This is a genomic window from Azomonas macrocytogenes (assembly GCF_014191985.1).
In the GTDB taxonomy this organism is placed as follows: Bacteria; Pseudomonadota; Gammaproteobacteria; order Pseudomonadales; family Pseudomonadaceae; genus Azomonas; species Azomonas macrocytogenes.
In genome coordinates, this window is record NZ_JACHXI010000018.1 from 40241 (window position 1) to 57209 (window position 16969).

General features: G+C 56.3%; 16 protein-coding genes. 4 read left to right on the forward strand and 12 right to left on the reverse strand.

Going from position 1 to position 16969, the window contains the following annotated elements; all coding sequences use genetic code 11:
- Positions 1-102 precede the first annotated feature (102 nt).
- On the forward strand, positions 103-1140 hold the full coding sequence (locus FHR87_RS14920; protein ID WP_183167508.1) for an NADP(H)-dependent aldo-keto reductase: 1038 nt from the start codon (positions 103-105) through the stop codon (positions 1138-1140).
- A 138-nt stretch (positions 1141-1278) separates the two neighbouring features.
- Here the strand turns inward: FHR87_RS14920 and FHR87_RS14925 are convergent, their stop codons facing one another.
- From FHR87_RS14925 to pilB, 7 genes are all read right to left on the reverse strand, one after another.
- Positions 1279-1602: a hypothetical protein gene (locus FHR87_RS14925; RefSeq protein WP_183167560.1), complete on the reverse strand. Its 324-nt coding sequence runs from the start codon at positions 1600-1602 to the stop codon at positions 1279-1281.
- Positions 1603-1946: 344 nt separating this feature from the next.
- Positions 1947-2270, reverse strand: coding sequence for a hypothetical protein (locus FHR87_RS14930; protein WP_183167561.1), 324 nt, complete (start codon positions 2268-2270; stop codon positions 1947-1949).
- A 190-nt stretch (positions 2271-2460) separates the two neighbouring features.
- Positions 2461-2658 carry a DNA gyrase inhibitor YacG gene (gene yacG, locus FHR87_RS14935; protein WP_183167509.1) on the reverse strand — a complete coding sequence of 66 codons (198 nt, stop codon included), beginning with the start codon at positions 2656-2658 and terminating at the stop codon, positions 2461-2463.
- Positions 2655-3269, reverse strand: coding sequence for a dephospho-CoA kinase (coaE, locus tag FHR87_RS14940; protein ID WP_183167510.1), 615 nt, complete (start codon positions 3267-3269; stop codon positions 2655-2657). Before coaE ends, yacG begins: the two co-directional genes overlap by 4 nt.
- 103 nt (positions 3270-3372) lie before the next feature.
- A complete protein-coding gene (locus FHR87_RS14945; protein ID WP_183167511.1) occupies positions 3373-4242 on the reverse strand; it encodes a prepilin peptidase in 870 nt (289 codons plus the stop codon).
- A 4-nt stretch (positions 4243-4246) separates the two neighbouring features.
- Complete coding sequence (locus tag FHR87_RS14950; RefSeq protein WP_183167512.1) at positions 4247-5464, reverse strand: type II secretion system F family protein; 1218 nt, start codon at positions 5462-5464, stop codon at positions 4247-4249.
- 2 nt (positions 5465-5466) lie between these two features.
- Positions 5467-7167: a type IV-A pilus assembly ATPase PilB gene (pilB, locus tag FHR87_RS14955; RefSeq protein WP_183167556.1), complete on the reverse strand. Its 1701-nt coding sequence runs from the start codon at positions 7165-7167 to the stop codon at positions 5467-5469.
- A 329-nt stretch (positions 7168-7496) separates the two neighbouring features.
- Between pilB and FHR87_RS14960 the strand changes: the two genes are divergently transcribed.
- Positions 7497-8066, forward strand: coding sequence for a pilin (locus FHR87_RS14960; RefSeq protein WP_183167513.1), 570 nt, complete (start codon positions 7497-7499; stop codon positions 8064-8066).
- A 610-nt stretch (positions 8067-8676) separates the two neighbouring features.
- Here the strand turns inward: FHR87_RS14960 and FHR87_RS14965 are convergent.
- The gene (locus tag FHR87_RS14965) at positions 8677-9201 is read right to left on the reverse strand and encodes an REP-associated tyrosine transposase (RefSeq protein WP_183167514.1); all 525 of its coding nucleotides are present in this window, start codon (positions 9199-9201) and stop codon (positions 8677-8679) included.
- A 1034-nt stretch (positions 9202-10235) separates the two neighbouring features.
- On the opposite strand from FHR87_RS14965, the gene FHR87_RS14970 reads away from it, so the two are divergent.
- A complete protein-coding gene (locus FHR87_RS14970; RefSeq protein ID WP_183167557.1) occupies positions 10236-10712 on the forward strand; it encodes a phosphate-starvation-inducible protein PsiE in 477 nt (158 codons plus the stop codon).
- Positions 10713-10793: 81 nt separating this feature from the next.
- Here the strand turns inward: FHR87_RS14970 and cysN are convergent, their stop codons facing one another.
- From cysN to FHR87_RS14985, 3 genes are all read right to left on the reverse strand, one after another.
- Positions 10794-12695 (reverse strand): sulfate adenylyltransferase subunit CysN, encoded by a 1902-nt coding sequence (gene cysN / locus FHR87_RS14975; protein ID WP_183167515.1) that lies wholly within the window; start codon positions 12693-12695, stop codon positions 10794-10796.
- A 12-nt stretch (positions 12696-12707) separates the two neighbouring features.
- Positions 12708-13625: a sulfate adenylyltransferase subunit CysD gene (cysD, locus tag FHR87_RS14980; RefSeq protein ID WP_183167516.1), complete on the reverse strand. Its 918-nt coding sequence runs from the start codon at positions 13623-13625 to the stop codon at positions 12708-12710.
- A gap of 160 nt (positions 13626-13785) precedes the next feature.
- Positions 13786-14544 carry a Nif3-like dinuclear metal center hexameric protein gene (locus tag FHR87_RS14985; protein WP_183167517.1) on the reverse strand — a complete coding sequence of 253 codons (759 nt, stop codon included), beginning with the start codon at positions 14542-14544 and terminating at the stop codon, positions 13786-13788.
- Between the two features lie 112 nt (positions 14545-14656).
- Between FHR87_RS14985 and algW the strand changes: the two genes are divergently transcribed.
- Complete coding sequence (algW, locus tag FHR87_RS14990) at positions 14657-15799, forward strand: Do family serine endopeptidase AlgW (RefSeq protein WP_183167518.1); 1143 nt, start codon at positions 14657-14659, stop codon at positions 15797-15799.
- A 33-nt stretch (positions 15800-15832) separates the two neighbouring features.
- On the opposite strand, the gene hisC is transcribed toward algW, so the two are convergent.
- Positions 15833-16891 (reverse strand): histidinol-phosphate transaminase, encoded by a 1059-nt coding sequence (hisC, locus tag FHR87_RS14995; RefSeq protein ID WP_183167519.1) that lies wholly within the window; start codon positions 16889-16891, stop codon positions 15833-15835.
- Between the last annotated feature and the right edge of the window lie 78 nt (positions 16892-16969).

The following is a 16969-nucleotide window of genomic DNA, read 5'->3' on the forward strand; positions in this document are numbered from 1 at the left end:
ACCGGCATGTCCAGCTAACGCCCAAGCTTCGCTCTTTGGCCTTCCAGCGGTTTTTTTGGCTAAGCTTGCAGACACCCAGCGAATTCGATAATGAGGAGAAGCATGAAATATCGCCGACTAAGCCGAACGGACCTCAATGTCAGCGCGCTCTGCCTGGGCACCATGACCTGGGGCGAGCAGAACACCCAGGCCGAGGCCTTTGCCCAGATCGATATGGCAAAAGCAGCAGGAGTCAACTTCATCGATACGGCCGAGATGTATCCGGTTCCGCCAAAGGCCGAAACCTATGCCTCGACCGAACGCATCATCGGTAACTACTTCAAGACACACGGCAATCGTGCCGACTGGATTCTCGCCAGCAAGATCGCCGGGCCGGGCAATGGCATCGACTACATCAGGAACGGTGAACTGAAATTCAATCGCCAGCATATCCAGGCAGCCGTAGACGCAAGCCTCGAACGCTTGCAGACCGACTGGATCGACCTCTATCAATTGCATTGGCCCGAACGCAGCACCAATTTTTTCGGGCAACTCGGCTATAGCCACAAGGAACAGAATTTCACGCCGCTCGAAGAAACCCTGGCTGCATTGGACGAACAGGTGAAAGCCGGCAAGATCCGCCATATTGGCCTGTCCAACGAAACGCCCTGGGGAACCATGAAGTATCTTCAGTTGGCTGAATCTCGTGGCTGGCCACGAGCCGTTTCAATCCAGAATCCCTACAACCTGCTCAACCGCAGCTTCGAGGTCGGCCTGGCGGAAATTGCGCTACGCGAAGATTGTGGCCTGCTGGCCTACTCACCGATGGCGTTCGGCATGCTATCGGGCAAATACGAAAACGGAGCCCATCCGGCAGACGCCCGCATTACCTTGTTCAGCCGCTTCACGCGCTATACCAACCCGCAAGCCATTGCCGCCTGTTCGCAATACGTCGAACTGGCTCGCCAGCACAGCCTGGACCCAGCGCAGATGGCCCTGGCCTTCGTTACCGGACAACCATTCGTGACCAGCAATATCATCGGCGCCACGACGCTCAAGCAGTTGGAAAGCAATCTGGCCAGCATCGATCTCGACCTATCGAGCGACCTGCTCGAAGCCATCGAAGCCATTCATCGGAAACAACCCAATCCCGCCCCCTGAATATCGAGTCGGACCAAGGTTGGAAATATAGACGGCCAGTCCAGGACGGGCTGACGCAAGAAAGGGAATAATTGCTGAAAGAAACTGCCCGACAGCCACCGAGCAGAACAGGTGGTTGTCGAGCCGAACGAAGCAGAATCAGTTAAGAGCGTTTCTGCCTCTACGCTCCAGATTAGCAACGCGCTCGTCGGCGGATTTTTTCTCTGACATCTTTTTAGCCAGCATTTCTTTATTGTCGTTGGCGGAAATACCGGCTACGTCCTGAACGCTTCCACCAGTGAACATGCCAGCCACGGCACCGGCTACTGCACCGATGGGGCCACCGGCAGCAGCACCCACCATCATGCCGGACAGGCCACCGAACCCCTCTCCTGCCTTGGCATCACTTTCGGCATGCACCTCAGAGGCTGCTGAATATTGACTTCCTGCCAGAAGCAGGGAAAAAGCAACAATTTTCTTCATTTTAACGAAGTTCCTTTTTTGCTCTGGAGTTCTTTGAATACAGTCACGCAAGGCAAGGAAAAAAGATGTCTACAGCATCTTTTGTTACATACAGATTCAAAGATTTTTTACTAATGGTCAATAAGGATTTTTCCTTATTTACAACAACCTTCCCATTCTGATAGGAATGGCCGACCATCTTAGAGCCTGCGTATTTTCATACTGCATACCCGCTCACAACCCATTGCCGCCGGCCCATGGCATAGCCAGCCCGCGATGAACTGGCCTTAAGGAAGTGAATGATTATCGGCAGGAACAGCTCGGCAATCACCAAGAGGAACGGGTAATTGCCGAGCAGAGCTACATCAGTTGAGAGCGTTTCTGCTTCCACGCTCCAGGTTAGCAAAGCGCTCGTCGAGAGCCTTCTTCTCCGACAACTTGCTGGCTAATACATCTTTATTATCGGTGGCGGAGATCCCGGTTACGTCCTGGACGTTTTCACCGGTGAACATACCGGCCATGGCACCAGCCAACGCGCCAACGGGACCACCCGCAGCTGCGCCCACCATCATGCCGGACAGGCCGCCAAACCCCTCTCCCGCCTTGGCATCGCTTTCAGCATGTACTTCGGAGGCACTCGCGTAATGACTCCCTGCCAGCAGCAGGGAAAAAGCAACGATCTTTTTCATTCGATAAAGTTCCTTTTTGCTCTGTAATTTCTGGATAAGGCACGCGAGGCAAGATACCGCAAGATGTCTACAGCATCTTTTTGTTACACACTTTCAGATTCAAAGATTTTCCACTGATGGTCAATAAAGATTTTTTCTTATTGGCGACAACGACCCAATTCTGGCAACGCAATCGAGCAATAGCCTGGCTTCAGTGCTTGCGCGGCGGCAGATCTTCGGAAAACAGCTCATCTGCCAGCAAATCACCGGGGATCGCATGCTCTTCGGCCGCCCAGGCGCCAAGGTCGATCAACTTGCAACGATGAGAGCAAAAAGGCCGGTGCGTACTTTGCGGCCCCCATTCCACCGGAGAGCCGCAGGTTGGGCAACGTATAATGGTACTCGTCATGTTCGACCTCCTTTCAGAGTCAGATAGAAACCGTGCAGGCGCTCGACCTCCTGGCGCAACCAGGATCGATCGCGATCGTTTACCAGCACATCGTCGGCATGCCGCAAGCGCTCATCGCGTTGCATCTGGATCTTGAGAATAGCGCGGACCTGCTCTTCATCGGCGGAATCGCGCGCCATGGCACGCTGTATTTGCAGCGACTCGGGCGTATCGACCACCAACACCCGCTGCATGCGCTGATATTGCCCCGACTCGATCAACAGCGGCGATACCAAGATAGCGTAAGGCGATTGAGCAAGCGCGAGGCTATGGCCAATCTCCTCCCTGATCAGAGGATGCAGCAAACCCTCCAGCCACTTGCGCTGCTCGGCATCCTGGAAGATCCGCGCCCGTAGCGCGCCACGGTCCAGCGCACCGGAAGCCAGCAACACCTCTCTGCCGAAATGCTCGACAATCCGTTCGAGCGCCGGTTGCCCCGGCTCGACGACCCAGCGAGCGACCTGATCGGCATCGACCAGATGCACGCCCAGCTCGGAAAAGTTTTCCGCCGCCGCACTCTTACCGCTACCGATGCCACCTGTCAGACCGAGAACCCAAGGTTTCAATACCATCCCCTACACAAGCTGGAGTACGAAGAAATAGTGCCCGAAGCACTGAAAAGCAAATCGGTTTGACCGAAGGAAGCCAGGCCAGGCACGCCTAACGAAGCCGAGATCAAAACCCGGCAAACGCCAGATAGCTTGCAGTAAGGAAATCGCCCCACAGCAACGCTACCCAGCCGGCAACAGCAAGAAAAGGCCCGAATGGAATTGGCGTACTGCTATCAGCACCGCGCAAGCGCAGCATTATGGTACCGAGAATCGCGCCAACCAGGGCTGAGAACAGAATCGTCAAAGGCAGAATCTGCCAGCTACCCCAGGCGCCCAGCAGCGCCAGCAGCTTGAAATCGCCATGGCCCATGCCCTCCTTGCCCGTTGCCAGCTTGAACAGCCAATACACCGACCACAGGGAAAGATATCCGCCAACCGCGCCCCAGACAGCATCCTCCAGCGAAGCGAAAAGACCGAAGCAATTGACGATAAGACCCAGCCACAACAGCGGCAGCACCAGGGAATCGGGAATTAGCTGATGATCGATATCGATCATGCTCATGGCCAGCAAGCCCCACGTCAGCACCAGCAGCGCAGCGGCCTGCCAGCCGAACCCGAAATGCCAGGCCACATAGGCCGAAAGCAGCCCCGCAACCAACTCGATCAGCGGATAACGCTTGCTGATTACGGCCTGGCACGCAGAACACCGACCACGCAAGGCCAGCCAGCTGAACAGTGGAATATTTTCCCACGGGCGAATCCGGTGCCCGCAATGCGGACAGCGCGAAGCCGGTCGCGCCAGATCGAAAGGCTCGGATTCCGGCTCCGCTGGCAGCTCCAGAAACTCCCGCGCCTGCGCACGCCAGTCGCGCAGCAGCATGATCGGCAGGCGATAGATCACAACATTCAGGAAACTGCCGACCAGAAGCCCCAGCACCAGCGCAGACAAAACGAAGGCCAGCGTATTGCTGGCCAGAAATTCGACAAGATCCATTGACTTAAACCACGGCTCCCAGTTGGAAAATCGGCAGATACATGGCGATGATCAAACCACCCACCAACACGCCAAGAACCGCCATGATCATTGGCTCCATCAACGTGGTGAGGTTATCCACCATATTGTCGACCTCGGCCTCGTAGAAACTGGCCACCTTATCCAACATCTCGTCCAGGGCTCCGGATTCCTCGCCAATGGCGGTCATCTGCACGGCCATCGCTGGAAATACGCTGACGTTTCGCATCGAGACGTTCAGTTGCACGCCCGATGACACATCGTTGCGGATCTTGTCCACGGCATTCTTGAATACCACGTTGCCCGTCGCCCCGGATACGGACTCCAACGCCTCGACCAGCGGCACGCCGGCCGCGAAAGTCGTCGCCAGGGTTCTGGCATAACGGGCGATGACCGACTTATAGACGATGCTGCCAACGAGAGGCAGCTTGAGCAGCAACCGGTCCCAGCCGTCACGGAACTTTGCCGAACGCCGGTATATTTCCTTGATGGTGAAAGCAGCCGCAAAAAAACCAAACAACGCCACATACCACCACTCCTGCAACCAGCGCGACATAGCGATGACCATCATGGTGAAAGCAGGAAGCTCGGCACCGAAACTGGCGAAAACGGTTTCGAACTGCGGCACAACCTTGATCAGCAAAATAGCGGACACGATGACAGCCACTACAACTACCGCAATCGGATAGGTCATCGCCTTCTTGATCTTGGCCTTCAGCGCCTCGGTTTTTTCCTTGTAGGTCGCCACCCGGTCCAGCAAAGACTCCAGCGCACCAGACTGCTCGCCAGAGTCGACCAGGTTGCAGTAAAGATCATCGAAAAAAGTCGGCTTCTTGCGCAAGGAATTGGCGAAGCTGTTGCCCGCAGCGACCTCCAGCTTGATGTCGTCCACCAGCTTGCGCATGTTCGGGTTTTCGAAACCGCCGGAAATGATATCGAAGGCCTGCAGCAACGGCACCCCGGCCTTCATCATGGTCGCCATCTGCCGGGTGAACAAGGCGATATCCATCGGCTTGATCTTCTTGCCCGAACTCAACAGCGAAATACCCCTCTTGCGCACCTTCTGCGGATTGATACCCTGCTTGCGCAGTTGGGCCTTGATCAGGGCCGGGCTGATTCCACTCATCTCCCCCTTGATTCTGGCGCCCTTCCTGTCGAGCCCCTCCCATAGGAAAACGCTCGTCTTCATCGCCTTTTGCGCCATATTCAATCCTTGGTTACGCGGTTGACCTCTTCCAGGCTGGTCACACCCTGCATAGCCTTATACAGGGCCGAAGTACGCAGGTCGTTGAAGCCTTCCCGGCGCATCGTGCTGGAAATATCGATGGAGTTGCCGTCCTCCATAATAAGCTGCTGCAGGGGTGGCGTGACTTTAACCACTTCATAAATGCCGACACGCCCCTTGTAGCCGCCAGTGCAATGATCGCAACCGACCGGGCGGTACAGCTTGAACGTACCGATGGTGCTTTCTGCGAAGCCTTCCTCAAGCAGCACATCATGCGGCAGCTCCACCTCCTGCTTGCAGGCCGGGCATAGCTTGCGCGCCAGGCGCTGGGCGATGATCAGGTTCACCGACGTGGCGATATTGAACGACGGCACCCCCATGTTGCGCAGGCGCGTCAGGGTTTCCGCCGCACTGTTGGTGTGCAGGGTCGAGAGCACCATATGCCCCGTCTGCGCTGCCTTGATGGCGATCTCGGCGGTTTCCAGATCGCGGATCTCGCCGACCATGATGATATCCGGGTCCTGGCGCAGGAAGGCCCGCAGCGCCTGTGCGAAATCCAACCCCTGGCGCGGGTTGACGTTGACCTGGTTGATCCCCTCCAGATTGATCTCCACCGGGTCTTCGGCCGTGGAGATATTCACATCCGGCGTATTGAGAATATTCAGGCCGGTGTACAGCGAGACCGTCTTGCCTGAACCGGTCGGCCCGGTCACCAGGATCATGCCCTGCGGCTGCTTCAACGCCTGCAGGTACAATTCCTTCTGCTCCGGTTCATAGCCCAGCGCATCGATCCCCATCTTGGCGCTGGCGGAATCGAGAATCCGCATCACGATCTTCTCGCCCCACAGCGTGGGCAGGGTATTGACGCGAAAATCGATGGACTTGGTAGTGGAAACCTTGAGCTTGATGCGCCCGTCCTGCGGCTTGCGGCGCTCGGCGATATCCAGGCTGGCCATCACCTTCAGACGCGCGGAAATACGGCTGACCAGCCCGACCGGCGGCCGCGCCACCTCGTGCAGCACACCATCGGTACGGAAGCGCACCCGGTACGTCTTTTCATAAGGCTCGAAGTGCAAATCCGAAGAACCCAGGCGAATGGCATCCAGCAGCATCTTGTTGACGAAGCGAACCACTGGGCCGTCTTCCTCGGGCTTTTCTTCCTCTTCGTCCTTCTGCTCGTTACCCGCCTCGATCTCCAGTTCACCCAAGTCGCTTTCCAGCAAGGCCCCCAAACCACTTTCGGCCGACTCGTAAAACTTGTCGACAGCGACTTTCAGCTGCTTTTCTTCGACCAGCACAGCCTCGACCGTCAGTTGGGTACTGAACTGGATATCGACGATTGCCTGGTGGTTGGAAGGATCGGAAAGCGCGATATACAGCTTGTTGCCTCGCAATCTGAGCGGTAGCACATGATGCTGGCGAACCAGCTTTTCGCTGACGATATCCTTGGGCAGCGCCTCTTTATCCAGTGCATCCAAGTCCAAACAGGGGAGACCGAACTGCTCGGTAGCGATCTCAAGCACTGTCCGGCTATTGATCAATTTGTTCTGCACCAGCCAGCTGACCAGCGGCACCTGGTCACGCCGGGCCTGTGCTTGCCCATATCGAGCATTTTTCTCGTCCAGATGACCCGCCAGTACCAACTGCCGGACAAAGCCGCCAAGCGGCGCGTTATCGTCCATATAAGTACTCATGCATTGGATTGATGCTGCGCTTATATCCCAACTGTTTTCGCCAGCCAAACTGGATTAAAGGGAGGTGACAAAAGTTGTCAGTTCATGACCTGGGGAGGTTAAAAAAACAACCTCAGATAACTTACCTTTATAAATTCACATCAAGTTTTACCCATTCAAAAGCCCTTTAATAAAAATCCGAATAATATTTATCAAGCATGCCGGTTAATTTGAGAGATTGATCACAGAACAAATACCAAATACACATAATGGCCCAATAGCGGCACAAGTAATGCCTTTGCTCTTTCGAGTCTGAAACATCAACAAGGAGTTATAGGATGAATTCGAAACAGCAGGGTTTTACGCTTATTGAATTGATGATCGTGGTGGCGATTATCGGGATTTTGGCGGCAGTGGCGTTACCGGCTTATCAAGATTACACAAGAAAAGCCAAGATGACAGAAGTCATTCTTGCAGCATCTTCTTGTCGCACCACAATTACTGAAAAATATCAAACAGCAACAACAGGTAATGGTCCTGGTGCAGGTAACTGGGGTTGCGAATTTGCTGGAACTACTGATGGCACAACTGGAACAAAATACGTATCTGAAATTGGAACAACTCTAAATGGCAAGGTGCGAGTCGGTATCCGTACAAACTCTGGAGTCATTGGAGATCCTCTTACTACAGCCAGTGCTGACTCTGTAGGATACATTTATTTAGAACCAATGAACGGAGGAACTTCAGCTACAGCAATGACAGTTGCAAACGATCTTGGTAAAGCAGTGAACTCGTGGCGCTGCGGTACTCCTGATGCTACAGTAAAAAAATATCTTCCAGGTTCATGCTCTGACGCAGGCATTACTAACGCTGGAGATTTTTTGACTGGTCCTCCTGAAGCCTTGTAGGGCGGGTGCAACCCGCCACTGCACACCGGCGCACATCACTAAATACCCCGCCTCGTGCGGGGTATTCGCATTCTGCGGCCCCGTCGATTGCCTATGACTCTGCGGCACAACCCACTGCCGCGAACCGGCACGCTCCTTCATCGGCGGGTTACACTCGCCCTACAAAATCCGCTTCCGTAGCCTTGTAGGGCGGGTGCAACCCGCCACTGCACACCGGCGCACATCACCGAATACCCCGCCCCGTGCGGGGTATTTATATTCTATGGCCTCGTCAATTACCGATGGCCTTACGGCACAATCCACCACCGCGAACCGGCACGCTCCTTCATCGGCGGGTTACACCCGCCCTACAAAATCCGCTTCCGTAGGGCGGGTGCAACCCGCCATTACAAACCGGCACGCATCACCCACCAAATACCCCGCCCCGTGCGGGGTGTTTGTATTCTATGGCCTCGTCGATTACCGATGGCCTTACGGCACCATCCACCACCACGAACCGGCCCGCTCCTTCATCGGCGAGTTGCACCCGCCCTACAAAATCCGCTTCCGTAGGGCGGGTGCAACCCGCCATTACATGGCGGTATACCTGACCACCACAAACTCCGTTCCCTCACCCCAAATCGTCACCACCCCAATCGTTCGGATACACGCCCTGCCGAACCCAACGATGGAACGAAGACCACGGCCAGTCAGCCACCCGTTCGACCAGGCCATGCTTCAATGGGTTGCCGTGCAGGTAGTCCAGATGCCGCCGGAAATCTTGCTCGTCGCGAATCAGATGCTCCCAGAACCGATGCTGCCAGAGCGTGCCGCATTGCTTCGCTATGCGTCGCGGGGTCAGGTAGTCTGGACGTGCATAAGTAGCCCCGCAGCTATGGGTGACATGGCGCTTGATCCGCTGCCAGCGGCTGGAAAAATCGGCATCGCCTTCGGGCAAGGTCCACATGGCATGCAAATGATCGGGCAGCAATACCCAACCATCGATGCGAAAAGGCAGCGTTTCCCGCACAAGAACGATAGCCTCGCGCAGGGCTTGCCGGATATCTGCATTATTCAGGATTGGCTGACGCCGCTCCGTAACCACTGTGAAGAAATAAGTCCCACCGGGAACAGTGGCCCGCCGATAACCTGACATGACAACATCCTTGTTGTGCTGGAACAGGGGAACGATCCATATTGTCTGAATCGGATTTTCGTGAGGCGGCATTGCAAACCAGCGCGCATCGCCGGACACTCATTCTATACGGGATGTTTGCATTTTGCGGTCTCGTCGATTGCCTATGGCCTGCGGCACAACCCACCGCGCTGAACCAGCCCGCTCCTTCATCGGCGGGTTGCACCCGCCCTACAAAATCCGCTTCCGTAGCCTTGTAGGGCGGATGCAACCCGCCATTACAAATCGGCACGCATCATCCACCGAATACCCCGCCCCGTGCGGGGTGTTTGTATTCTATGGCCTCGTCAATTACCGATGGCCTTACGGCACAATCCACCACCACGAACCGGCCCGCTCCTTCATCGGCGAGTTGCACCCGCCCTACAAAATCCGCTTCCGTAGGGCGGGTGCAACCCGCCATTACAAACCGGCACGCATTATCCACCGAATACCCCGCCCCGTGCGGGGTGTTTGTATTCTATGGCCTCGTCGATTACGGATGGCCTTACGGCACAATCCACCAACACGAACCGGCCCGCCCCTTCATCGGCGAGTTGCACCCGCCCTACAAAATCCGCTTCCGTAGGGCGGGTGCAACCCGCCATTACAAACCGGCACGCATCACCGAATACCCCGCCCCATGCGGGGTGTTTGCATTCTGCTGTATTGGCACACATCCGATGAGTCGTATCCAGCGCCGCTATCGCGCCAAAAAAACGCCAAATCGCCGGGAATACCAAGCGTTACAACCTGCCATAGGCTCCCTGAGGCACAATGGCAATGAGAATGACCTATTATCCGCCAGGCAGTCATTCCCAAACTTGTCACAATCGTTTCGTTATGGCCTGATTAAGCCCCAGCTAATCAAGGACGAGGAGATTCTCGCCGCCATGCTTACCGACTGGCTCAAGTGCCTGAAACACTTGCTGCTCGGCCTTGCCGATATCCTTTACAACCTGCTCACCAAGGCTTTTCGACACCTGGAGAAGTCTATCCAAGGAGATTCTTCGAACATGCGTATCCATTGGGCCAAGCGCCTTCACAGCTATATCAACGTGCAGGCGGACAGCTACGGCAGTCTGTTGGTCGATGCCTTCCACTATCTGGCACTGTTTGCCATCGGGGCTACCGTCACCTGGGCCGGTATCGGGACCTTTTTCGACATGCTCGAAGAAGGAAACGCGACGATTGACCATATCCTGCTGCTGTTCATCTATCTCGAACTGGGTGCGATGGTTGGCATCTACTTCAAAACCAAGCACATGCCGGTGCGCTTTCTGATTTATGTAGCAATCACCGCGCTGACTCGCATGCTGATTGGTTCCATCCAGCATGACCATACGCCGAATATGGGCATCATCATGATCAGCGGCGCTATCCTGCTGCTGTCGTTAGCGACGCTGGTGGTTCGTTATGGCTCTTATCGTTTCCCTTCTGGTTCGAGCGATAGCATAGAGCAGCAAAAGCCCCGTCCCAACGAAGGCGATTGATGCTGTATTCGGTCGAACCTGGAAGCTGAAACGACGTGGCACTTACCTTCCCCCATTGCAGGGGAAGGGAAACCAGTGTCCTCAGATCAAGCCGCGTCCACGCAAGAGAGCCAATACGTCCTTGACGCCCTGCTCTATGGAAACGGATTCGGTATCGATCACCAGGTCGGTATCTACCGGTGCGTCGTACGGGAAGGATTCGCCAGGAATATTATCCCCACCAGCCGCATACAAGCCTTGCGGATCGCGCTCGCGGCAGGTTTGTAGTGAAGCCTGGACGTAGACGGTGATCAAGCGTCCGGCACCGATAAGCGCCTTGGCCTGCTCGCGGCCTTCGGCATCCGGAGCGACGAAAGCGGCCAGGGTAAGCAGGCCTGCTTCATTGAACTGCTTGGCAACCTGGGCGGCCCGGCGCCAGTTTTCGGCACGTCCGGCCCGATTGGGCGGCAGTCCCTTGTTCAGGTCGTGACGCAGGTTCTGCCCATCCAGGACATAGACCGCCCGTCCGCTATCGAATAGCTTGCGCTCGACGGCATAGGCCAGGGTACTTTTGCCCGCGCCGGACAGGCCGGTGAATAACAGCGTGGCCGGCTGCTGGCCGAAGCGGGCCGCCCGTTCTTCAGTGGCAACATGCGCCAGCTTGCCATGATGTCTCCCCGAACTGTGCCCACGTGTTGGCTCGGCGACGATCATGCCGGCGCCGACCGTGCCGTTGGTGAGACGGTCGATGACAATAAAAGCGCCTGTGGTGCGGTTCTGCTCGTAGCCATCCAAAGCAATAGCAGCGTCCAGGCTGACGCGAACCTTGGCGATTTCGTTGAGCTTGAGTTCGCTCGTCGCATTCTTTTCCAGGCTGTTAACGTCAATGCGGTATTCGATAGCCGCAATATTGCCGGGTACGTAGCTGGTAGCACGCTTGATGTCGTACTTTTTGCCCGGAAGCAGCGGTTCTTCGGCCATCCAGACCAACATAGCATCAAAGCTGTCAGTAACCTGTGGCAGGTTGTCGGCATGCACCAGCATGTCGCCACGGGAAACGTCTATCTCGTCCTCCAGCGTCAGGGTGATGGCTTCACCCGGACCGGCCTGCTCCAGCTCACCATCGAAGGTAACGATGGATTTGATCTTGCTGCCCTTGCCGGAAGGCAATGCCACGACCTCATCACCCTTGCGCACAATACCGCTGGCCAGGGTGCCGGCGAAGCCACGGAAATTCAGGTTCGGTCGGTTGACGTACTGCACCGGGAAGCGCATATCGTCGAAGTTGCGATCACCGGCGATCTCTACGGTTTCGAGGATTTCCATCAACGACTGGCCGTCGTACCAGGGCGCTTTCTCGGTGCGGTTGACTACGTTATCGCCCTTGAGCGCCGACATCGGTACGAAGTACAGCGACGTGGGCTTCAAGCCGATGCGGTCGGCAAAAGCCAGGTAATCGGCCTTGATGCGTTCGAAGACGGTTTGGTCGAAATCCATCAGGTCCATCTTGTTGATGGCCACGACGATATGCCGGATACCCAGCAGGGATGCGATGAAGCTGTGCCGGCGCGTCTGGGTCTGTACGCCATAGCGGGCGTCGATCAGGATGATCGCCAGATCGCAGGTCGAGGCACCGGTGGCCATGTTGCGGGTGTACTGCTCATGGCCGGGCGTATCGGCAATGATGAACTTGCGCTTGGCCGTGCTGAAGTAACGGTAGGCCACATCGATGGTGATGCCCTGCTCCCGCTCGGCTTGCAAGCCATCGACCAGCAACGCCAGGTCCACGTCTTCACCGGTGGTGCCGACTTTTTTGGAATCACGGGTAATGGCTTCGAGGTGGTCTTCGTAGATCATCTTGGAGTCGTGCAGCAAACGCCCGATCAGGGTGCTCTTGCCGTCATCGACATTGCCACAGGTCAGAAAGCGCAGCAGTTCCTTGCGCTCGTGCTGGGCCAGGTAAGCGAGGATATCCTCGCTGATCAGTTCGGATTGATGCGACATGATGCGTAAACCTTAGAAGTAGCCCTGACGTTTTTTTTCTTCCATCGATCCGGCGCCGTCGTGGTCGATGACCCGGCCCTGACGTTCGGAGGTTCTGGTCAGGAGCATTTCCTGGATGATATCCGGCAAGGTGGCAGCAGTGGATTCCACCGCGCCGGTCAGTGGGTAGCAGCCCAGGGTGCGGAAGCGGACCATTTTCTTCTGGATACGCGCCTTTTCCTCATCGGAGAGGTGTTCGAGAATTCGCTCATCGTCGATCATGACCAGCGTACCGTTCCGCTCGACCACTTCACGTTCGGCGGCAAAATACAGTGGCACGATCGGAATGCTTTCCAGGTAGATATATTGCCAGATGTCCAGCTCGGTCCAGTTGGAGAGTGGGAATACGCGAATGGATTCGCCCTTCTTGACCTTGCCGTTGTAGACGTTCCACAACTCAGGTCGCTGGTTCTTCGGGTCCCAACGGTGCTTGCTGTCACGGAAGGAATACACCCGCTCCTTGGCGCGGGATTTTTCCTCGTCGCGCCGAGCGCCACCGAAAGCAGCATCGAAACCATATTTGTCGAGCGCCTGCTTCAGGCCCTCGGTCTTCATCACGTCGGTATGCTTGGCGCTGCCGTGAGTGAAGGGGTTGATGCCCTGAGCCTGACCGTCGAGGTTTACATAGGTGATCAGGTCCAGATTCATTTCGGCAACTATTTTCTCGCGGAAACGATACATCTCCTGGAATTTCCATTGCGTATCGACATGCATGACCGGGAACGGCAGTTTGCCGGGGAAGAAGGCTTTGCGCGCGAGATGCAGCATCACGGCGGAATCCTTCCCGATGGAATAGAGCATCACCGGATTATCGAACTCGGCAGCCACTTCACGAATGATGTGGATGCTTTCCGCCTCCAGCTGCTTTAAATGCGTCAGTTTGTCGACCATGGCTACTCACGAAAGGCAATTGCGGCCGGCAGGCCAGGAAACGCTGCATTTTATCATGATAAAAGCTTCTATTCAGGCGGCAGCTCTAGATGAAAGCAATCTAATTATATGCAGCAAGGGTCAAAAGCATGAAGTTGCTACGATGCAGGAGAAGCCTTTGTCAGACCGGGTTCGGGCAATCAATGAAAAGATGTTCGATATCGAAATGCCGCGCCAGGTAATCACCAAGCGCCTGTACTCCATAACGCTCGGTCGCATGATGGCCGGCGGCAAAAAAGCTCAGGCCGCTTTCCCGGGCGATATGCACACTGGGTTCGGAGGCTTCTCCAGTCAGGTAGGCATCGACCCCGGCAGCTACGGCCTGCTCGATATAGCCCTGGGCCGCTCCGGTACACCAGGCGATGCGACGAATGCTCTTTTCGGCATCAATCATCAGGGGCTCACGTCCCAAGACCTGCTGGATGCGGCGCTGGAATTCGCTGGGCGTCACCGCTGCCTTGAGCGAGCCGAGCAGGCCGACCGATCTGGGGTTATCCGGCTCCAATGGCCCTTCGACGATCAGGCCGAGCAAGCGGGCAAGCTGGACGTTGTTGCCGACCTCGGGATGGACATCCAGGGGAAGATGATAGGCAAGCAGGCTGATGTCGTTGTTCAACAAGGTTTTCAGACGCCGCTGCTTGATTCCGACAATGCAGGGGGCTTCGTTTTTCCAGAAATAGCCGTGATGAACCAGTATTGCATCGGCTTCGGCCCGGACGGCTGCATCGAGCAATGCCTGGCTGGCCGTGACGCCACTGACGATGCGCCGAACCTGCGAACGCCCCTGGACCTGTAAACCATTCGGGCAGTAATCGGCAATTTTGGTTACATTCAGATAGCGATTGGCTTCCTCGACGAGCGTGGAAAGAGAAGTGTGCATGTTCTTGTCCTTTTCGACTGATGCCGAGACTGCATTCTTTATGCAGCTTCGTATAATGCCGCACATTAAGGGCCGATTTCCGCGCCCGCAACTGCCCGGATAGTTGTCATCGATGGTAAACGCGCTACGCTTCCTTGGCTGGCCATTGCTGGTCGGCGTACTTGTGGCCTTGCTGATTATCCAGCGCTTTCCACACTGGGTGGGCCTGCCCAAACACGATTACCACCTGCAACAGTCGCATTCAACACTGGGCTCCCAGCAGCAGGCGCCTCGTTCCTATGCCTATGCGGTGAGCCATGCGGCGCCGGCCGTGGCCAATCTCTATACGACCAAGACGGCAGCGAACCCCGAAGGCCCGGCCAGTAAAGATCCGGCCATGCAGAAGTTTTTCAGTGATAACCTGCCACGCCAGAAGCGGATCGAATCAAGCCTGGGCTCGGCGGTGATCATGAGTACCGAAGGCTATCTGCTGACCAACTACCATGTGACGGCTAATGCCGATCAGATCATCGTGGCGCTCAAAGATGGCAGGGAAACTCTGGCACGCCTGATAGGCAGCGATCCGGAAACAGATTTGGCGGTGCTCAAGATAGATCTTGCCAACCTGCCGAGCATCACTATCGGCCATTCCGACCAGATCCGCATCGGCGATGTCACCCTTGCCATCGGCAACCCCTTCGGAGTCGGCCAGACTGTGACCATGGGGATTATCAGTGCAACTGGCCGTAACCAACTGGGCCTGAATACCTATGAGGATTTCATCCAGACCGATGCTGCGATCAATCGGGGGAATTCCGGTGGCGCATTGGTGGACGCGGATGGCAACCTGATCGGAATCAATGCGGCAATCATCTCTGAAACCGGCGCTTCGCAAGGAATCGGCTTTGCGATCCCGGTCAAGCTGGCGCTCGAGGTAATGGATTCGATTATCCGGTATGGCCAGGTCATTCGAGGTTGGCTCGGCGTGGAAGTCCAGTCCATGACGCCCGAACTGGCGGAATCCTACGGGATGAAGGGTCACCCAGGGATCGTGGTCGCCGGAGCCTATGACAAGGGGCCGGCAGCCCTGGCAGGGCTGCAGCCGGGCGACGTCATCGTCAGCATTGATGGTGCCGTCGCTAGCGATGGCCGCACATCGATGAACCAGGTTGCGCGGACGCGGCCTGGCGATCACATCGATATCAAGATCCTGCGCAATGGCAAGCCCATGACCTTTACCGCCGAAGTGGGCATACGTCCGCAGGTCAAGAAGTAAGGCCTGGCCCCCCCCGCCAGGCCCAGGCTTCCTTCAGCCTTGCTGCCCAGCCAGGGCGTCCAGCAGTGCCTGATTCTGCTCCGGCGTGCCGATGGTGATACGCAGGAATTGTTCGATTCGCGGATGTTTGAAGTGACGAACGATCACGCCTTGCTCTCGCAAGGTTGCGGCCAGTTGGGCGGCATCCCATGCCGGATGGCGGACAAAAATGAAGTTGGCCGCCGAGGGTAGCGCCTCAAATCCCAGAACTTGCAACGCGGCGACCAGCCGTTCGCGGCTGTCGATCACGGCGTTGCACGTCCGGCTGAAGTGCTCGCGATCCGCGAATGCAGCTGCTGCTCCGGCAATAGCCAGACGGTCGAGCGGATAGGAATTGAAGCTGTTCTTGACCCGCTCGAGAGCCTCGATCAGTTCCGGGTGACCGATGGCCAGACCAACCCGCAGACCAGCCAGCGAGCGCGATTTGGACAGCGTCTGGCAAACCAGCAGATTGGGATACCGATCCACCAGACCGACCGCTGTCTCGCCGCCGAAATCGATATACGCCTCGTCTACCAGCACGACTGAATCGGGATTGGCCTGCAAAATGCGCTCAATAGCAACCAGCGGCAGCAGGCAGCCAGTCGGTGCATTGGGGTTGGGAAAAACGATTCCACCATTCGGTCGTGCGTAGTCTTCGGCGCGAATCTGGAAGTTTTCATCCAGCGCGACCGTTTCGAAAGAGATCCCGTAAAGGCCGCAATAAACCGGATAGAAGCTATAGGTGATGTCGGGAAACAGGAGCGGCTTGTCGTGCTGGAACAATCCCTGAAATGCGTGGGCCAGTACTTCATCAGAACCATTGCCGACAAAAACCCGATCCGGCTGAATGCTGTAGTAATCGGCTACTGCTTGCTTGAGATGCTCGCCATTCGGATCGGGGTAAAGACGCAGACTATCGCCCAGCTCGGCCTGCATGGCTGCCAAGGCCAATGGCGAAGGGCCATAGGGGTTTTCGTTGGTGTTGAGTTTGACCAGCCGGGATAGTTTTGGCTGCTCGCCCGGCACGTAAGGCACCAGGTTTTTTACGAACGGGCTCCAGAACCTGCTCATCGCCCTTCTCTCCTGAAAATGCTTTGAAAACGCTGGCAGCTGAATACCGGACGAAAAGTATCTTCCGTCCAGCTTCGA

Coding starts and splice junctions, on each gene's coding strand:
- FHR87_RS14920 (WP_183167508.1), top strand. CDS start 103: ATGAAATATCGCCGACTAAGCCGAACGGACCTCAATGTCAGCGCGCTC.
- FHR87_RS14925 (WP_183167560.1), bottom strand. CDS start 1,602: ATGAAGAAAATTGTTGCTTTTTCCCTGCTTCTGGCAGGAAGTCAATAT.
- FHR87_RS14930 (WP_183167561.1), bottom strand. CDS start 2,270: ATGAAAAAGATCGTTGCTTTTTCCCTGCTGCTGGCAGGGAGTCATTAC.
- yacG (WP_183167509.1), bottom strand. CDS start 2,658: ATGACGAGTACCATTATACGTTGCCCAACCTGCGGCTCTCCGGTGGAA.
- coaE (WP_183167510.1), bottom strand. CDS start 3,269: ATGGTATTGAAACCTTGGGTTCTCGGTCTGACAGGTGGCATCGGTAGC.
- FHR87_RS14945 (WP_183167511.1), bottom strand. CDS start 4,242: ATGGATCTTGTCGAATTTCTGGCCAGCAATACGCTGGCCTTCGTTTTG.
- FHR87_RS14950 (WP_183167512.1), bottom strand. CDS start 5,464: ATGGCGCAAAAGGCGATGAAGACGAGCGTTTTCCTATGGGAGGGGCTC.
- pilB (WP_183167556.1), bottom strand. CDS start 7,167: ATGGACGATAACGCGCCGCTTGGCGGCTTTGTCCGGCAGTTGGTACTG.
- FHR87_RS14960 (WP_183167513.1), top strand. CDS start 7,497: ATGAATTCGAAACAGCAGGGTTTTACGCTTATTGAATTGATGATCGTG.
- FHR87_RS14965 (WP_183167514.1), bottom strand. CDS start 9,201: ATGTCAGGTTATCGGCGGGCCACTGTTCCCGGTGGGACTTATTTCTTC.
- FHR87_RS14970 (WP_183167557.1), top strand. CDS start 10,236: ATGCGTATCCATTGGGCCAAGCGCCTTCACAGCTATATCAACGTGCAG.
- cysN (WP_183167515.1), bottom strand. CDS start 12,695: ATGTCGCATCAATCCGAACTGATCAGCGAGGATATCCTCGCTTACCTG.
- cysD (WP_183167516.1), bottom strand. CDS start 13,625: ATGGTCGACAAACTGACGCATTTAAAGCAGCTGGAGGCGGAAAGCATC.
- FHR87_RS14985 (WP_183167517.1), bottom strand. CDS start 14,544: ATGCACACTTCTCTTTCCACGCTCGTCGAGGAAGCCAATCGCTATCTG.
- algW (WP_183167518.1), top strand. CDS start 14,657: ATGGTAAACGCGCTACGCTTCCTTGGCTGGCCATTGCTGGTCGGCGTA.
- hisC (WP_183167519.1), bottom strand. CDS start 16,891: ATGAGCAGGTTCTGGAGCCCGTTCGTAAAAAACCTGGTGCCTTACGTG.